The 14,656-nt window shown below is 72.8% G+C and carries 16 protein-coding genes; 7 read left to right on the forward strand and 9 right to left on the reverse strand.

From position 1 onward, the window contains the following. The first annotated feature begins 4 nt into the window (after nt 1-4). Both B5P21_RS09010 and B5P21_RS09015 read left to right on the forward strand, forming a co-directional pair. Nucleotides 5-253: an acyl carrier protein gene (locus B5P21_RS09010; protein ID WP_045527926.1), complete on the forward strand. Its 249-nt coding sequence runs from the start codon at nt 5-7 to the stop codon at nt 251-253. Between the two features lie 79 nt (nt 254-332). Continuing rightward, nucleotides 333-1,574: a beta-ketoacyl-[acyl-carrier-protein] synthase family protein gene (locus B5P21_RS09015; protein ID WP_045527925.1), complete on the forward strand. Its 1,242-nt coding sequence runs from the start codon at nt 333-335 to the stop codon at nt 1,572-1,574. An 86-nt stretch (nt 1,575-1,660) separates the two neighbouring features. Here the strand turns inward: B5P21_RS09015 and B5P21_RS09020 are convergent, their stop codons facing one another. After that, nucleotides 1,661-2,179, reverse strand: a complete 519-nt coding sequence (locus tag B5P21_RS09020) for a DUF3145 domain-containing protein (RefSeq protein ID WP_012038303.1) — start codon at nt 2,177-2,179, stop codon at nt 1,661-1,663. Between the two features lie 264 nt (nt 2,180-2,443). On the opposite strand from B5P21_RS09020, the gene B5P21_RS09025 reads away from it, so the two are divergent. Next, nucleotides 2,444-3,046 carry a PadR family transcriptional regulator gene (locus tag B5P21_RS09025; protein ID WP_045527923.1) on the forward strand — a complete coding sequence of 201 codons (603 nt, stop codon included), beginning with the start codon at nt 2,444-2,446 and terminating at the stop codon, nt 3,044-3,046. A gap of 1 nt (nt 3,047) precedes the next feature. On the opposite strand, the gene B5P21_RS09030 is transcribed toward B5P21_RS09025, so the two are convergent. Beyond that, nucleotides 3,048-3,899: a DUF1684 domain-containing protein gene (locus B5P21_RS09030; protein ID WP_094171046.1), complete on the reverse strand. Its 852-nt coding sequence runs from the start codon at nt 3,897-3,899 to the stop codon at nt 3,048-3,050. Between the two features lie 96 nt (nt 3,900-3,995). Here B5P21_RS09030 and B5P21_RS16845 point away from each other — a divergent pair, with 96 nt between their 5' ends. After that, nucleotides 3,996-4,181, forward strand: a complete 186-nt coding sequence (locus B5P21_RS16845; RefSeq protein WP_165770612.1) for a hypothetical protein — start codon at nt 3,996-3,998, stop codon at nt 4,179-4,181. Nucleotides 4,182-4,246: 65 nt separating this feature from the next. Here B5P21_RS16845 and B5P21_RS09035 read toward each other — a convergent pair whose 3' ends face one another. Beyond that, entirely contained in the window at nt 4,247-5,917 is a 1,671-nt protein-coding gene (locus B5P21_RS09035; protein WP_045530315.1) for a bifunctional 3'-5' exonuclease/DNA polymerase, read from the reverse strand. A 279-nt stretch (nt 5,918-6,196) separates the two neighbouring features. On the opposite strand from B5P21_RS09035, the gene B5P21_RS09040 reads away from it, so the two are divergent. The 3 genes from B5P21_RS09040 to B5P21_RS09050 all read left to right on the forward strand — a co-directional run bounded on the left by B5P21_RS09040 (nt 6,197) and on the right by B5P21_RS09050 (nt 8,513). Then, entirely contained in the window at nt 6,197-6,400 is a 204-nt protein-coding gene (locus B5P21_RS09040) for a cold-shock protein (RefSeq protein ID WP_094171047.1), read from the forward strand. Nucleotides 6,401-6,516: 116 nt separating this feature from the next. After that, complete coding sequence (locus B5P21_RS09045; protein WP_045527918.1) at nt 6,517-6,804, forward strand: hypothetical protein; 288 nt, start codon at nt 6,517-6,519, stop codon at nt 6,802-6,804. A 143-nt stretch (nt 6,805-6,947) separates the two neighbouring features. Next, complete coding sequence (locus tag B5P21_RS09050; protein ID WP_094171048.1) at nt 6,948-8,513, forward strand: sugar transferase; 1,566 nt, start codon at nt 6,948-6,950, stop codon at nt 8,511-8,513. Between the two features lie 15 nt (nt 8,514-8,528). On the opposite strand, the gene B5P21_RS09055 is transcribed toward B5P21_RS09050, so the two are convergent. The 6 genes from B5P21_RS09055 to B5P21_RS09080 are packed head-to-tail and all read right to left on the reverse strand — an operon-like array spanning nt 8,529 to nt 14,581. Further along, a complete protein-coding gene (locus B5P21_RS09055) occupies nt 8,529-9,953 on the reverse strand; it encodes an oligosaccharide flippase family protein (protein WP_094171049.1) in 1,425 nt (474 codons plus the stop codon). Nucleotides 9,954-9,987: 34 nt separating this feature from the next. Then, nucleotides 9,988-10,491 carry a serine O-acetyltransferase gene (locus B5P21_RS09060; RefSeq protein ID WP_045527914.1) on the reverse strand — a complete coding sequence of 168 codons (504 nt, stop codon included), beginning with the start codon at nt 10,489-10,491 and terminating at the stop codon, nt 9,988-9,990. Further along, the gene (locus tag B5P21_RS09065) at nt 10,488-11,216 is read right to left on the reverse strand and encodes a glycosyltransferase (protein WP_236688841.1); all 729 of its coding nucleotides are present in this window, start codon (nt 11,214-11,216) and stop codon (nt 10,488-10,490) included. Before B5P21_RS09065 ends, B5P21_RS09060 begins: the two co-directional genes overlap by 4 nt. Further along, a complete protein-coding gene (locus B5P21_RS09070; RefSeq protein ID WP_045527913.1) occupies nt 11,137-12,420 on the reverse strand; it encodes a putative colanic acid polymerase WcaD in 1,284 nt (427 codons plus the stop codon). The genes B5P21_RS09065 and B5P21_RS09070 overlap by 80 nt, the downstream gene beginning before the upstream one ends. Further along, complete coding sequence (locus B5P21_RS09075) at nt 12,417-13,649, reverse strand: glycosyltransferase (RefSeq protein ID WP_045527912.1); 1,233 nt, start codon at nt 13,647-13,649, stop codon at nt 12,417-12,419. Before B5P21_RS09075 ends, B5P21_RS09070 begins: the two co-directional genes overlap by 4 nt. Beyond that, nucleotides 13,646-14,581 (reverse strand): polysaccharide pyruvyl transferase family protein, encoded by a 936-nt coding sequence (locus B5P21_RS09080; protein WP_094171050.1) that lies wholly within the window; start codon nt 14,579-14,581, stop codon nt 13,646-13,648. Before B5P21_RS09080 ends, B5P21_RS09075 begins: the two co-directional genes overlap by 4 nt. Nucleotides 14,582-14,656: the final 75 nt, after the last annotated feature.

Consider the following 14,656-nt stretch of genomic DNA (forward strand, 5'->3'; position numbering starts at 1 on the left):
ACACATGGCACTGTCCACCGAAGAAGTCCTGGCCGGCCTGGCCGAGCTCGTCAACGACGAGACCGGGATCGCCACCGACACCGTCGAGATGGACAAGTCGTTCACCGACGACCTGGACATCGACTCGATCTCGATGATGACGATCGTCGTCAACGCCGAGGAGAAGTTCGACGTCAAGATCCCCGACGAGGAAGTCAAGAACCTCACGACCGTCGGCGACGCGGTCACGTTCATCACCAACGCGCAGTCCTGACCGCGCGGAGCATGGCCGGTCCCGCATGCGGGGCCGGCCATCTCCCTCCCCCGTTCCCGACGTCGAGGAGACGCCACGCATGACCACCCCCAAGAAGATCGTCGTCACCGGCATCGGCGCGACGTCTCCGCTCGGCGGCACCGCCGAGGACACCTGGCAGGCGCTCCTGCGCGGCGAGTCGGGCATCAGCACGCTCGAGCAGGACTGGGTCGCCAAGTGGGAGATCCCCGTCACCTTCGCCGGGCAGGCCAAGGTGCCGTCCTCCGAGGTCATGCAGCGCATCGAGAACAAGCGCCTCGACCCGTCGAGCCAGTTCGCGCTCACGGCGGCTCGTGAGGCGTGGGCCGACGCCGGGTCCCCCGAGGTGGACCCCCTGCGCTTCGCCGTGGACTGGGCGACCGGCATCGGCGGCGTGTGGACCCTCCTCGACGCGTGGGACACCCTCCGCGAGAAGGGACCCCGTCGGGTCCTCCCCATGACGGTCCCGATGCTCATGCCCAACGGCCCCGCGGCCGCGGTCGGCATGGACCTCGGCGCGCGCGCCGGCATCCAGACGGTCGTCTCCGCCTGCGCATCCAGCACCGAGTCCATCGCCAGCGCGTACGAGCACCTCCAGGCGGGACGCGCCGACATCATCGTCGCCGGCGGATCCGAGGCCTCCATCCACCCGCTCCCCATCGCGTCGTTCGCCGCGATGCAGGCGCTGTCCAAGCGGAACGACGACCCCCAGCGCGCGTCGCGTCCCTACGACATCGCGCGCGACGGCTTCGTGCTCGGCGAGGGCGGCGCCGCCCTCGTCCTCGAGACCGAGGAGCACGCGAAGGCCCGCGGCGCCCGCATCTACGCCGAGCTCGTGGGCGGCGCGGTCACGAGCGACGCGTTCCACATCACGGCCCCGGACCCCGAGGGCACGGCCGCCGCGCGCGCCATGATCCAGAGCATCGAGGGCGCGGGCTACTCGCGCTCCGATGTCTCGCACATCAACGTGCACGCGACGAGCACGCCCGTCGGCGACATCGCCGAGTACAAGGCCCTCGAGCGCGTGTTCGGCGACGCGGTGCACGGGATCCCCGTGAGCGCCACGAAGGCGTCGACGGGCCACCTCCTGGGCGGCGCCGGCGCCATCGAGGCCGTGTTCACGGTGAAGGCGCTGGCTGAGCGCACCGCTCCCCCGACGATCAACCTGACTGAGCAGGATCCCGACATCCCGCTCGACGTGGTCACGTCGCCCCGGTCGCTGGGCGACGGCGACCTGCTCGCGATCAGCAACTCGTTCGGCTTCGGCGGGCACAACGCGGTCATCGCGTTCCGCAGCGTCTAGCCGCATCCACGACGAGAGGCCCCGACCGGATGGTCGGGGCCTCTCGTCGTGCGGTCGGGCGGGGAGGAGTCGCGCGCCCTGTCGGGTCAGCCGACCTTGTGCAGCCAGACGACCGGGCTGAAGTCGCTCGCGTGGCGGAACGCCTCCAGCTCGTCGTCCCAGGCCTGGCCCATGGCGAGGCGCAGCTCGCGGTGGAGCTCCAGCGTGTTGGATCCCGCGACGTCGAGGGCGTAGCGGATGCGGTCCTCGGGGATGACCGTGTTGCCGGCGGTGTCGGTCTGCGCGAAGAAGACGCCGAGGTCGGGCGTGTGCATCCACCGACCGCCGTCGCGGCCCGGACCGGCGTCCTCGGTCACCTCGTAGCGGAGGTGCTCCCAGCCGCGGAGGCCGCTGGCGATGGCGGCGCCGGATCCCTCCGGGCCCTCCCAGTAGTACTCCGCGCGCATGGCGCCCTTCAGCACGGGCTGCGGGTCCCACGTGAAGTTCACGGCGTGACCGAGCGCGCGACCGGCGGCCCATTCGACATGGGGGCAGAGCGCGCGAGGTGAGGAGTGCACGTAGAGCACTCCTCGAGCCGGTCTTGAGTTGGCGACGGGTGCTTCCATGGGTCTCCTCCATCCGATCAGATGCGTCTTCCCCAACGATCTGCGTGCGATGGACGAGCTCCACACCTGCCGGTGCGGCCGACGCGAACGCCGACGGGTCCCATCATGGCGGGTGATCCTGTGCGGCGGCAACATGCTGGTCGCGACGCGCCGCAGCGGGTCCTCGCGCGCGCTCCCGCGGATGCGGCGGGTCCGACCGGGATGCATGCCGGGAATGCCTATGCTCCAGGTGTCGGCCCGGCGTGGCCGGGAGACGAGGCGGGCATGTCGGTGCGGCACGCGCTCCTCGCGGTCCTCACCGAGGGCACCTGCTACGGCTACCAGCTCCGGACCGAGTTCTCCCGACGGACGGGGGCCGCGGCGCCGCTCAACGTCGGCCAGATCTACAACACGCTCGACCGGCTCGAGCGCGACGGACTCGTCGTGAAGGGCGCCATGGACGACGCGGGGCACGTGCCCTACACGATCACCGCGGCCGGGACGGCGGAGGTCCGGGCGTGGCTCGCGGCGAGCGTGGGCGTCGTCGGCGCGCGCGACGAGCTGGTGGTGAAGGTCACGCTGGCGCTGTCGCTCCCCGATGGGGACGCGCGCGAGGTCGTGCGCATCCAGCGCGAGCGCTCGCTCGCCGAGGCGGACGCGCTCGCCCGGAGCCGCGAGCGGCTCGAGGCGGAGGCCGGGGAGCCCGCGTTCGCGCGCCTGCTGTCCGTGGAGGCCCAGGAGGCGCAGGTGCATGCGCGGCTGACGTGGCTCGACGCGGCGGAGCGCCGGATCGGCGAGGCGCACGCGACAGGCACGCGACCCGCGGGACTCGCCGCGGCTCCCCGCCGGGGGCGTCCGGCGCGCGCCCCGGCCGGATCCGCCGACTGACCTAGTGCAGCAGCCCGCCGTCCTTGGCGAGCACGTTCTTCTCCCCCGCCTCGATGGGCACGGGGAAGCGGTTCTGCTTCGGCGGCATCGGGCAGTTGAAGTTGTAGCTGAAGGCGCACGGGGGCAGGTAGGCGCGGTTGAAGTCCAGCGTGATCGTGCAGTCGGGCGACGGCGCGACCATGAGGAAGCGTCCGACGCCGTACGTGGACTCGCCGCTCGTGGCGTCGGAGAACACCAGGAGGAGCGCGCGTCCCTCGCGGAAGGCGGCGAGCGAGTAGTCGACCCCGTCCTTGGTGAACGTGATCTCGCCGGGCACGATCTTGTCCTTCGTGGCGCCGTCGTCCTTGAGGTGCTCGAAGCCCATCGCGCGTCCGCCCTCGATCGGCGTGAAGTCCGCCTTCACCACCCACTCCTCGGAGTACGGGAAGGCGTCGATGCCGCCGAAGTCGCGGATGGCGTCGGACCGCGCGTCCCAGACGCGGAGCGCGTAGGCGCCCTCCTCGCTCGCGATGACGAACGCCGAGACCGTGTCGCTGGCGACGACGGACGAGGGCTGCGGGTCGTCGCGGCCCCGCACGATCGCCTCGCCGTCGACGAGGACGCCGTCGACCCGGAGGCCGTCCGCCGCCGTCGCCTGCACCCGGAGGCCGGACGCGCCGGGCTCGAGGGGCGACCAGGTTCCCGGGATGCCGTAGACGGGCTGCGGAGCGGCGTCGTGGGAGATCCACTGCGTGTTGACGAGGGCCAGGTTGCCCTGCGGCAGGACCACCATCCGCTCGCGACGCGAGCGGTAGACGGCGAGCACCTCCGCCGGGTCGGTGGGAGCGGGAGCGGCGGGGGCGGGATCGGTCATGGTCCCATCCTCGCCGCCCGCGGGGCCCCGGCCAAGTCGGGCGCGCGTGCGGCCGGCGGGGTTCCCCGTGGAGCAGCGCGAGCGTACGGTCGGGGCATGAGCACAGATCACGAGAGCACCTCGACCGACGACGATGGCACGACGACGCACACCGAGGAGCACGTCGAGACCTCCTCCTCGGTCACCACGGAGAGCGGCTCGGACGGGTCGACCCCCGACGGCTCCGGCAGCAACACGGACGAGGGCGACGACCACAAGGGCGACGTCGCCTCCGGCGGCTGATCCTCCCGCGAACCCGCGGCGCCCGGTCCCCCGAGGGGCCGGGCGTCGTCATGTCCGGGCCCTGGTCACTTGGCCTGCGCGTAGTCGTCGACGACCGCGATCGTGACGGGGAAGTCGACGGGCGCGTCGCCGAACAGCAGGCGTCCGGCCTCGGCGGCGGCCTCGGCCACGGCCCGGCTGACCTCGTCGACGCGGTCGTCCGGCGCGTGCACCATGACCTCGTCGTGCAGGAAGAAGACGAGGTGCGGGCGGGATCCGGGCCGCTCCATCGCGGCGAGGCGGCGCCGGAGTCCCGCGAGCCAGCAGAGCGCCCACTCGGCGGCGCTGCCCTGGACGACGAAGTTGCGGGTGAACCGGCCCTGGTCGCGCGCGGACGTGCGGGCGCGGGCGGCGTCCGCGGGAGAGGCCTCGCCCGCGCGGCCGATCTGCTGCACGTCGACCCACGCGTCGCCGGGCGGTGGGGACGACCGCCCGAGCCGCGTGCTCACGATCCCCCCGCTCTCCCCCGCCCGCGCCGCGCGCTCCACGTAGCCGGTGGCCCGAGGGTACGCCCGGACGAGCCGCGGCATCAGGCGCCCGCTCTCGCCGGAGGTCGCCCCGTACATGGCGCCGAGCATCGCGACCTTGGCGTGGGCGCGGGTGTCGACGACGCCGGCGTCGACGAGGCCCTGGTAGAGGTCGGTGCCGCGGCCCGCGTGGGCCATGGCGCGGTCCTCGGCCAGCGCTGCGAGAACCCGGGGCTCGAGCTGCGCGGCGTCGGCGACGACGAGCCGCCAGCCGGGATCGGCGCGGACGGCCGAGCGAATCTGGCGGGGCAGCTGCAGCGCACCCCCTCCGCTGGCGGCCCAGCGCCCGGTGACCACGCCGCCGGGGACGTACTCGGGGTGGAAGCGGCCGTCGCGGATCCACGTCTCCATCCACGTCCACCCGTTGGCGGTGAGGAGGCGGGACAGCCTCTTGTGCTCCAGCAGCGGCGCGATGACGGGGTGGTCGATCTCCTGCAGCTCCCACTGCCGGGTGCTCGTCGCGTCGATGCCGACGCGGCGGAGCGCCCGGAGCACGTCGAGCGGGCTGTCGACGTTGAGGTCGGGGGCGGCGAGGATCTCCCGGATGCGCGCGGCGAGCCGCAGGAGCGCGGGAGGCGCGCCGCCGTGCGCCGGCCGACCGCCCAGCAGGTCGACCAGGAGCGCGTCGTGGACCGCCGTGTCCCACGGCAGCCCGTCGGCGGACATCTCGGCGGCGACGAGGGCGCCCGCCGACTCCGCGGCGAGGAGGAGGCGCAGACGGCCGGGGTCGGCGCTGCCCGCGACCGCCTCGAGCTGGAGGCGGAGCTCGGCGACCAGCTCGTCCGGCGAGCCGCCCTCGGGTGCGTCGAGGTCGTCGAAGAGCGTCGCGGACGCCGAGGGCTCCCGCTCCGACGGGGCGGCCCGGTCCCAGGACCCGGCGGGCATCCGGGCGAGCGGGCTGTCGGCGGTCTGCGTGGACAGCCGCAGGATCGCGTGGCAGAGGCGGAGGTCGTGGCAGCGGGCGACGCGGACGCCCGCGGCGACGAGGGTGCGCGCCCACACGGCGGTGTCGTCCCAGACCCAGCGCGGCGCGGGGTCGGCCCGCTCGCGTGCGGCGGCGACCGCGGGCCACTCGGAGGACGGGACGTCGCGCGTGGCCGTGACGGTGCCGGTCGCGTCGAGGTCGACGAGCCGGACGCCGGAGGGTGTCCGCGCGACCAGGATGTGCATGCCCTCATCATCCCGCGCGCGTCCGACGTCCGGCCTCCGCCCCGACTCCCTACCGCTTCCCCGTGATGCGTCATGCGCTCCCCCACACGGCGTCATGCAGGGAAACACCGCACGGGAATGTGCGCGCATCCCCCGCTCGCGCGGTTTCACCCGCTAAGGTTGGTGACAAGTCGTCAGGTCCTCACGATCCGCCCGGTCCGCCGGAGGGGTCACGAGGGGCGGACGACCCGCGGTCCCGGGTCCCGGGATCGAGGCATCTCTTTTGAAGGAAATTTCGTCATGGCAACAGGCACCGTCAAGTGGTTCAACGCTGAAAAGGGCTTCGGCTTCATCGCTCCCGACAACGGAACCGCGGATGTGTTTGCTCACTACACCGCGATCGCGAAGGGCGGCTACAAGTCGCTCGACGAGAACCAGAAGGTCGAGTTCGAGGTCGCACAGGGCGCCAAGGGTCCCCAGGCTGAGAACATCCGCCCGCTCTAATGCCACCCGCTCGCCTCTGGTGAGCGCAGCACGCTGAGCTTCCGAGAACGGCTCCGACCATGTGGTCGGGGCCGTTCTCCAGTTAACGCGCAGGCCGGCGTGCGGGACCATGGAACGTGCCCTCCTACCGCATCACCATGACCGTCGGCGCGCTGCGACCGGGCGCCGACCCCGCCGCCGTCCTCCCCGCCGCCGCCGACGAGGCCGCCCGCATCGCCACCCTCGAGGCCAACGACATCCAGGTGGTGCGCGGCGAGCCCCGGCTCACGGTGCGCTTCACCGCGGACGACGACGCGGCGGCCGAGCGCATCGCGGGCGCCGTCCGGGCTCGCGCCGGCGAGCTCGTCGAGATCCCCCGAGCGAGCATCACGCGTCGCGACGGGGGCGCGTGGACCCGGATCTGATCCGCGCGGACCCCTCCTGTCCCCCGAGGCCCCCGAGGGGACCCATCGGGCACGCGCCGCCGAGCATCGAGGGCAACGCCTGTAGTCTCGATCCCAAGAGCCGACGGCGTCTCAGGGGGACGCAGCATCGGCTTGGGGGGACGATGATCGAACAGAAGACCACGCAGGACACGGGAGCACGGGAGGCCGGCGCCCGTCGACGCATGACCGACAGGTCGGCCACGGGCGTGCGCGCCGACGCCGGGCCGCTCACCGAGGCGGACGGCCCGCGGGCGCACGACTGGCGACGCACCTACGCCGTCGGGCTCGCCGTCACCGACCTCCTCGTCCTGATCTGGGTCGTCTTCGGCGTGCAGATCGCGTGGTTCGGCTTCGAGACGTCGGACGTCGCCTTCAACGGGGACTACGAGGGGGTGGCCGTCAGCTACTCGCTCATCTCCGTCGTCATCATCGCGAGCTGGATGGTGGCGCTCGGCCTGTACGGCACCCGCGGCTACCGCGTGCTGGGCACCGGACCGCAGGAGTACCGGCTGATCCTCGACGCCACCGTGCGGCTGTTCGGGCTGGTCGCCATCGTGGCGTTCCTCGGCCGCATCGACTTCGCCCGCGGCTACATCATCATCGCGCTGCCGCTGGGGCTCGTGACCCTCGTGCTCAGCCGCTGGATGTGGCGGCAGTGGCTCAACGTGCAGCGCGCCAAGGGCCGCTACTCGTCCCGCGTCCTGTTGATCGGTTCCGAGGCGTCGACGGGGTTCCTGGCCCGCGAGCTCGCGCGCCAGCCCTACGCCGGCTACCACGTGGTCGGGGCGTGCGTCCCGTCCGGCGTGATCGCGGCGACGCTGCCCGGCACCGGCATCCCCGTGCTCGGCAAGCTCGACGACCTGCAGGCCGCCATGCGCGCGGTCGATGCGGACACCATCGTCATCGCCAGCAACGACGAGCTGTCGCCCGAGCGGATCCGCGAGCTCAGCTGGTCGCTGGAGCCCGGACGCCAGCACCTGGTGGTGGCGCCCAGCCTCACGGACATCGGCGGGCCGCGGATCCACACCCGCCCCGTCGCGGGCCTGCCCCTCATCCACGTGGAGACCCCGCGCTACGAGGGCACGAAGCTCTTCGCGAAGCGGGCGTTCGACATCGTCGCGAGCACTCTCATCCTCGTCCTCGCCTCGCCCCTGTTCGTCGCCATCGCGATGACCATCCGGCTGAGCACCCCGGGTCCGGTGCTCTTCCGCCAGGAGCGCGTGGGCATCAACGGGCGCCCGTTCCAGATGCTGAAGTTCCGCACGATGGTGACGGACGCGGAGGCGCGGCTGCGGGAGCTCGAGGAGAAGACCCGGGATGCCGGCAACTCCGTGCTCTTCAAGATGAAGGACGACCCCCGGGTCACCCCCATCGGCCGGTTCCTCCGCCGCTACAGCCTCGACGAGCTGATGCAGCTCGTGAACGTCCTCAACGGCAGCATGTCGCTCGTCGGCCCGCGTCCGCCGCTCGCGCGCGAGGTCGAGGCGTACGAGACGAAGGTGCACCGGCGCTTCCTCGTGAAGCCGGGCATCACGGGGCTCTGGCAGGTGAGCGGGCGGTCGAACCTCTCATGGGAGGACAGCGTGCGGCTCGACCTCTACTACGTGGAGAACTGGTCGATCGTGGGCGACCTCGTCATCCTGTGGAAGACGGCGAAGGCCGTGCTGGCGCGCGAGGGGGCGTACTGAGCGCAGCCGCGGCGATCAGGCCGCGCGCCGCCGTCGTCGCATGATCGCGGCGAACGCGAGCACCGCGATGAGCGCGCCGATGCCGAGGTCGAGGATCGTCTCCATGAGGTTCGACCCCACGAACTCGCCGACGACGATGCAGAGGAGCGCCGTGAGTCCGCCCAGCGCGACCGCCATGGGCAGCAGGCGCCGGAGGAACAGCCGCCGGGGCACCGCGCCGAGCATGCACCAGGCGGTGATGGTGATGGCCGGCGAGACGATGAAGGAGTTGATCACGAGCACGCCCGCGAGGCCCCCGGTCAGCGCGCCGACGACCACGCCCGCCAGCACGGTGTAGTTGAGGACGGCGTCCACCGTCAGGGCGCGCGAGTGGTGCCCGGCGACGAGGGCCCACCGGGCGGGGATCGCGACGATCATCGATGCCGCCAGCCCCCAGGACAGCGGCATGAGCGTTCCCGCGGTGCGCCACTCGTCGCCGAGGAGTACCTCCACCAGGTGCGGGCCGCTGAGGGAGACCGCGAGCGCGAACGGCACGCCGACGGCGATGACGACCGAGGCGAGGCGCCGGAGCTGGTCGTCGGCGCGCCCGGCCAGGCGCGCCACCGCGAGGTCGCGGATGGCCATCGGGTTGAGCGCCTGCTGCGCCTGCTGGAGGGGCCCGATGAGGAATGAGTAGGCGCGCGAGTACTGCGCGAGGGCGACCGGGCCGAGCAGGATGCTGACGAGCAGGTTGTCGCCGTTGCGGGCGGCGAAGCCGGCGAGCTGGCTCTGGTACGTGCCGTGCATCGACGTGTAGAGCTGGCGTGCCGCCGGGCGGACGGGGACGCGGGCGGGCAGGTCGGCCCTCCCCCGGCGGATCCAGGCGCCCTCGAACGCCAGCCAGCGGACGGCCGCGATGACGAGCTGGCTGCTCGCGGCGGCCCAGAGGCTGTCCGTGAGGAGGAGCGCCCCGATCGCGATCACGTTGCCGACCAGCACGCTGGAGAGGTCGACGAGCGAGACGTAGCGGAGCTGCCGGGCCGCGATGAGGAAGGCCCGGGGCGTCATCGACGCCATCGTGACGGGCAGCGCCGCGCAGAGGATCACCCACATGACGTCGGCGTCGAGCGACGTGCCGACGACGAGCGCGACCGCGGCCGTGAGCGCCGCAGCACCGGCGGCGACGACGACGGCCAGCCGGCGCCAGGTGCGCGCCGACTCGAGGTAGCCGGGGGTGTGCGTGAGCACGGCCTGGGGCACGCAGATGTCGAAGAGGACGGCGACGCACGCCGTGACGGTGAGGGCGAGGAAGTACACGCCGTAGTCGGACGGACCCAGCAGTCGCGCGGCGAGGGTGGCAGCGACGAGGCCGACCGCCGCGATGATCGCCTGCGCCGCGAGCGGCCACACCGACGAGTCGCGGCTCCGGGCTCCCCGGGCCGCGCGGTCGTCGGCGCTCATCGCGCGCCCGGCCGGGTGGCGGTGCGCGGTGCGGTCACAGCACGCGTCCCGGGACGCCGACCACGGTGGCCCCGGCGGGGACGTCGCGGAGCACCAGGGTCATGGCGCCGATGGTGCTGCCGTCCCCCACGTGGATGGGGCCGAGGATCTGCGCGAACGCGCCCACCTGCACGTCGTCGCCGATGACCGGCACGTCGTCGCCCTTCTTGGCGCCGATCGTGACCCCGTGGCGCATGGTGAACCGCGCGCCGATGCGGGCCTGGGGGTGGACGATGACCGTGCCGAAGTGGTGGATCATGATGCCCGGTCCGATCTCTGCCGACCGCGGGATGTCGATCCCCGTCACCAGCCGTACCACGCTGTAGAGCGCGACGTACAGCACGTGGGCGGGCAGGCGCACGGCCCGCGAGCACGTGCGGGTCCAGCGCCCGTACCGGTAGACCGACACCGCCCAGAACGACGGCTGCAGGATCCAGGCGCCACGGCCGTAGCGCGCCCGGTCGGCGGCCCAGCGGCCGCGCTCGTCGACGGCGCTCACGACGTCTGCACCGTGCGGCGGATGCGGCTCGCCGTGTGCAGCGCCCGACTCGCCCAGCGGACGGGCAGGGGCGTGCGGAGCGTCTCCGCCTGCACCCGGGCCGCCTCGACGGCGATCTCCTTCGCGCGCACCTGCGACATGCCGCCGGCGGCGAAGACCGCGAGCGGCACGTGCACGACGACCGGCCGGACGCCGGATCGCAGGAGCCGGGCCGTGAGCTCGTAGTCGCCGACGACGCGGAAGCGGAGGTCGTAGCGGGCACCGCGGATGCGGGATCCCGGATACAGGATCGCCTGGTGGGACGTGGGCAGCCCGTGGTGGATGTAGATGGGAGGACGGGCCGTGCGGAGGATCTCGCCGCGGCCGGTGTCGAGCAGGTAGTCGCCGAGGAGCAGCTCGTTGTCGCCCGCCGCGCGCAGGATCCCGGACAGCAGCTCCCAGGACTCGACGTGGGACCGGTCGCCGCCGTTGAGGAACCAGACGAACCTGCCGGTCGAGCGGGCGATGCCCTCGTTCATCGCGTCGTAGATGCCGTCGTCGGGGCCGCTCGAGAGGTCGACCGGGACGCCCGAGGCGGTCACGACCTCGTCGAGGCCCTCCCCCGTGCCACCGTCGACCACGATGACCTCGATCGCGTCGCCCGCGTCATGGACGAGCTGGCGCACCGACCGGAGCGTGCTGCCGAGCCCCGGCAGGTCCCGGAAGGTGACTACGACGACGGACACGAGCGGTGGGGGTACCGGCATGGGGAGCGACCAGGCTTTCGTTGCAGGCGACGAGCGTCGCGATGAGGAGGGCGGTCATGACGGCGTACTCGGGCAGCATTATCCCACCGGAGAAGAATAGGGTCCCGAAGAGCCACAGCGGCGCCACGGCTCCCCAGGTCGAGCGCCTGCTGCGCAGCATCGCGCGGATCGCCAGGACGGCGAGGGCCGCGATGAGCACCAGGCCGATCCACCCGAAGTAGAACACCAGCACGTACAGGCCGTTGTCGAGCGACGTGCCGAGCTCCGCGCCGTTGTAGAGGTCATAGCCCAGCAGGATGTTCGACACCGAGCCGAGGGCGTGGCCGATGGGCGTGTGCAGGAGCGTGTCCCCCAGGACCTGCAGCGGCGCCACGAGGCGGTAGTTCGTGCTGGATCCGGACGTGCTGAAGCTCTCCAGCCGGGTCTGCAGGTACGTGCCGCTGGCCACCCCCACGACCGCGAGGCCGCTGAGGACGACGATGCTCGCGCCCGGGCGGGAGCGGAGGGCGACCACGACGCCGATGATGAGCAGCAGCAGGAGCCCGGTCGCGGAGCGGGACATGAGCACGCCGAGGATGCCGACCGCGATGGTGCCGCGGAAGTGGCGGCCCGTGAGCAGCGAGATGAGCGTGAGCGTCCCGATGACGAAGGCGTCGTAGGACGGCTCGAGGAAGAAGCCCTGCGCCCGCGGGATGGGATTGAACTGGAGGTAGGGCTGGTACTCGTACAGGTACTGGAAGCGCCCGAACACGTTGAAGAACGCCTCGCTGCCGAGCGTCCCCGCGGCCACCTGCAGGACCGACAGGCCGACGACGATGAGGAGCATGGCCGAGACGGCCGTGGAGAAGGCCCTCGAGCTGACGAACCCGGGGTCGAGGCCCGCGGATCCGGCCACGATCACGATGACCGCGAGGATGAACAGCGCGAGCGTGCGGAGGAACGACAGCGGATCGCTGCCCTCCATGCCGGTCACGAGCGCCGCCGACGCCGTGAGCGCCACGACCGCGCAGAGCACGAGGACGAGGCGGCGGGCGTACCCGCCACGCGACAGCAGGAGGATCAGGGGCACGCCCACCACCAGCCCGAGCGTGACGGGGTAGCCGGCCGCCTGGACGATCATGAAGTGCTGGCCGATGACGGCGACGCCCATGAGCCACGCCTCGCGCCGGTAGCTGCGGGTCATGCGGACACCAGCTCCTCGTACACGGCGCGGTACTCGTCGGCCATGCGCCGCGGATCGAAGCGCCGGACGTCGCGCGTCTGGCGATCCGCGCGGCCGCCCGCGCGCTCGTCCGCGAGGAGCGCTGCCGCGAGCTCCCGGCCCGTGCCCACGACCGTGACGTCGGGGTGGTCGCCGAACTCGCGGATCGCCGGCGAGTCGACGGCGAAGACCCGCATGCCGGCCGTCAGCGCCTCGGAGACGGTGAGCGGGAAGTAGTCGACCCGCGAGGTGAAGACGAGGCGGTCGTGGCGCCGCATCACGCGCGCCAGCTCGACGCGGTCGCCGGTGGCGGGCAGGCGCGCGGCGCCCGGGGCGTCCTCGGGTGCGTCGTCTCCCATGATGGTGAGCCCTTCGGTCGTGTCCGCGGCGATGGCACGGAGCGCGTCCCAGTCGACCTTCGCGGGATCCCGGAGGTCGCGGCAGATGAACAGCGCCCCCGAGCGCGGTGCGTCCGATGGTACCCGTGCCGCGGTCGCCTCCGACCAGAACGCGCGGTCGACGGAGTTCGTGATCGTGCGCACGTCGTCGAAGCCGGCCGTGGCCGCCTCGGCCGCGAGCCAGTGCGCGCAGGCCACCACGGCCGAGGGCACGGCCAGGCGGAGGGCGGCGATGTCCTCGCGCCGCCGGGTGAAGACGCGCGCGGCGTTGTCGACGCGGGCGGGCGGGTACGCCTGGAGGTCCGGGCAGCGCGGGCAGCCGTCCTCCCAGAGCCGGCACGTGCCGGGCTGGGCGCAGCGGCCCGTCATGATCCACTGGTCGTGCAGGGTCCACACCACGGGCGTGCGCGCGGCGGCGATCTCGCGGAACAGCCACCGGGGCGGCAGCCAGTAGCTGTGGACGATGTGCAGGTGCACCACGTCGGCGGCCGCGATGGCCGCGCGCAGCTCCTCGCGGCGGCCGGATGCCGGACGGACGACCTCGGTGCCGACGACGAGGTGCGCCGCCATGTTCAGGGCGGCGCGGGGCCGGGACGTGACGCGCAGCGACGCGCGGGCGTCCGCGCCGCCGGAGTCGCGGCCGCCGGGGCCGTAGCCGTAGGCGAAGGAGCCGTCCACGCCCAGCTCGCCCAGCTCGTGCATCAGCGTCCGCGCGACGCCGGCCGCGCCCCCCTCGCCGAGGCGCACGCTGAGGTGGAGGACGCGGAGGGGCGGGGTGGCGGCACCCGGATCCGCGGCGGGCACGCCGCTCATCCGGCCACCGGGAGCTGCGCCTTCCAGGCGTGGATCTCGTCGTACGGGAGCCGCACGTCGAGGGGCGCGCGGCGCTCGACCGTCGCGCGGATGGCCTCCCGCTCGCCGCGGGCGTGCACGGGGAGGCCGGTGTCGCGGCTGATCTCCAGCGCCCGGTTGTCGACCGCGACGATGACGCCCCACGCCCCCGTCTCGAGCGCGCGGACGCCGCCGTGGAGGCGCGTGCCGATGTAGTCGGAGTCGCCGACGGCGAGGAGCGCGTCGTAGGCGGCGAGCGTGGGCTCCGCGATCGTGAAGTCGCCCGTGAGCGTGCGCGCGTAGGCCGCGTCGCGGATGGACTGCGGCCAGATCACGACGCGCGCGTAGTGCTCGGCGGCGAGGGCGATGAGCCACTCGTCCTCGGCGACGTCGCGGTTGTAGTCGGTGAGCGTCAGGATCGCCTGCGCGGGGCGCGCGCTCGCGACGCCGTTGTGCCGGTCGAGCCCCCACATGGTCGGGCACGCGGTGTTCACCACCTGGAAGCCCATCCGCTCGAGGCGCACCTTCGTGTACTCGTCGCGGACCGAGTGCACGAGGTCCGGCGAGAGGACCTCCCAGAGCATGTGCGTGGTGTAGCGGTTGGGCTCGTCCTGGTACTGCCACCAGCCGACGCCGAGCAGGACGACCTTGTGCTTGAGGCTGCGCGCAACGATCGGGTCGAGCTTCCACTGCCGGTACCAGGGCATGTTCGAGGACAGGAGGTTGGTGCCGCCCACGATGGCGAGCTCGGCGTCGGCGGCGGTCCGGCGCTGGCTGCGGGTCAGGCGCGTCTGCGTGGGCAGGCTGCCGGTGATCGGCACGACGCCGTCGAGCGCCCGGAGGACGTTCTCGCGGATGATCTGGTCGCCGATGTTGGCGGACGAGATGGAGGGATCGAGCAGGAGTCCGTTCATGATGGAGCCTTCGTTCAGGGCGGCGACGGCAGATGCGGTCGCCGGCGGGAGAGGGATGGCCGCGGTGCGCGGGGC

This window comes from Clavibacter michiganensis subsp. insidiosus (assembly GCF_002240565.1).
GTDB classification, from domain to species: Bacteria; Actinomycetota; Actinomycetes; order Actinomycetales; family Microbacteriaceae; genus Clavibacter; species Clavibacter insidiosus.

Coding starts and splice junctions, on each gene's coding strand:
- B5P21_RS09035 (WP_045530315.1), bottom strand. CDS start 5,917: ATGCACATCCTGGTCGCGCGGACACCCTCCGGCGTCCGGCTCGTCGAC.
- B5P21_RS09055 (WP_094171049.1), bottom strand. CDS start 9,953: ATGAGCGCCGACGACCGCGCGGCCCGGGGAGCCCGGAGCCGCGACTCG.
- B5P21_RS09050 (WP_094171048.1), top strand. CDS start 6,948: ATGATCGAACAGAAGACCACGCAGGACACGGGAGCACGGGAGGCCGGC.
- B5P21_RS09080 (WP_094171050.1), bottom strand. CDS start 14,581: ATGAACGGACTCCTGCTCGATCCCTCCATCTCGTCCGCCAACATCGGC.
- B5P21_RS09025 (WP_045527923.1), top strand. CDS start 2,444: ATGTCGGTGCGGCACGCGCTCCTCGCGGTCCTCACCGAGGGCACCTGC.
- B5P21_RS09015 (WP_045527925.1), top strand. CDS start 333: ATGACCACCCCCAAGAAGATCGTCGTCACCGGCATCGGCGCGACGTCT.
- B5P21_RS09010 (WP_045527926.1), top strand. CDS start 5: ATGGCACTGTCCACCGAAGAAGTCCTGGCCGGCCTGGCCGAGCTCGTC.
- B5P21_RS09070 (WP_045527913.1), bottom strand. CDS start 12,420: ATGACCCGCAGCTACCGGCGCGAGGCGTGGCTCATGGGCGTCGCCGTC.
- B5P21_RS09020 (WP_012038303.1), bottom strand. CDS start 2,179: ATGGAAGCACCCGTCGCCAACTCAAGACCGGCTCGAGGAGTGCTCTAC.
- B5P21_RS09040 (WP_094171047.1), top strand. CDS start 6,197: ATGGCAACAGGCACCGTCAAGTGGTTCAACGCTGAAAAGGGCTTCGGC.
- B5P21_RS09075 (WP_045527912.1), bottom strand. CDS start 13,649: ATGAGCGGCGTGCCCGCCGCGGATCCGGGTGCCGCCACCCCGCCCCTC.
- B5P21_RS16845 (WP_165770612.1), top strand. CDS start 3,996: ATGAGCACAGATCACGAGAGCACCTCGACCGACGACGATGGCACGACG.
- B5P21_RS09030 (WP_094171046.1), bottom strand. CDS start 3,899: ATGACCGATCCCGCCCCCGCCGCTCCCGCTCCCACCGACCCGGCGGAG.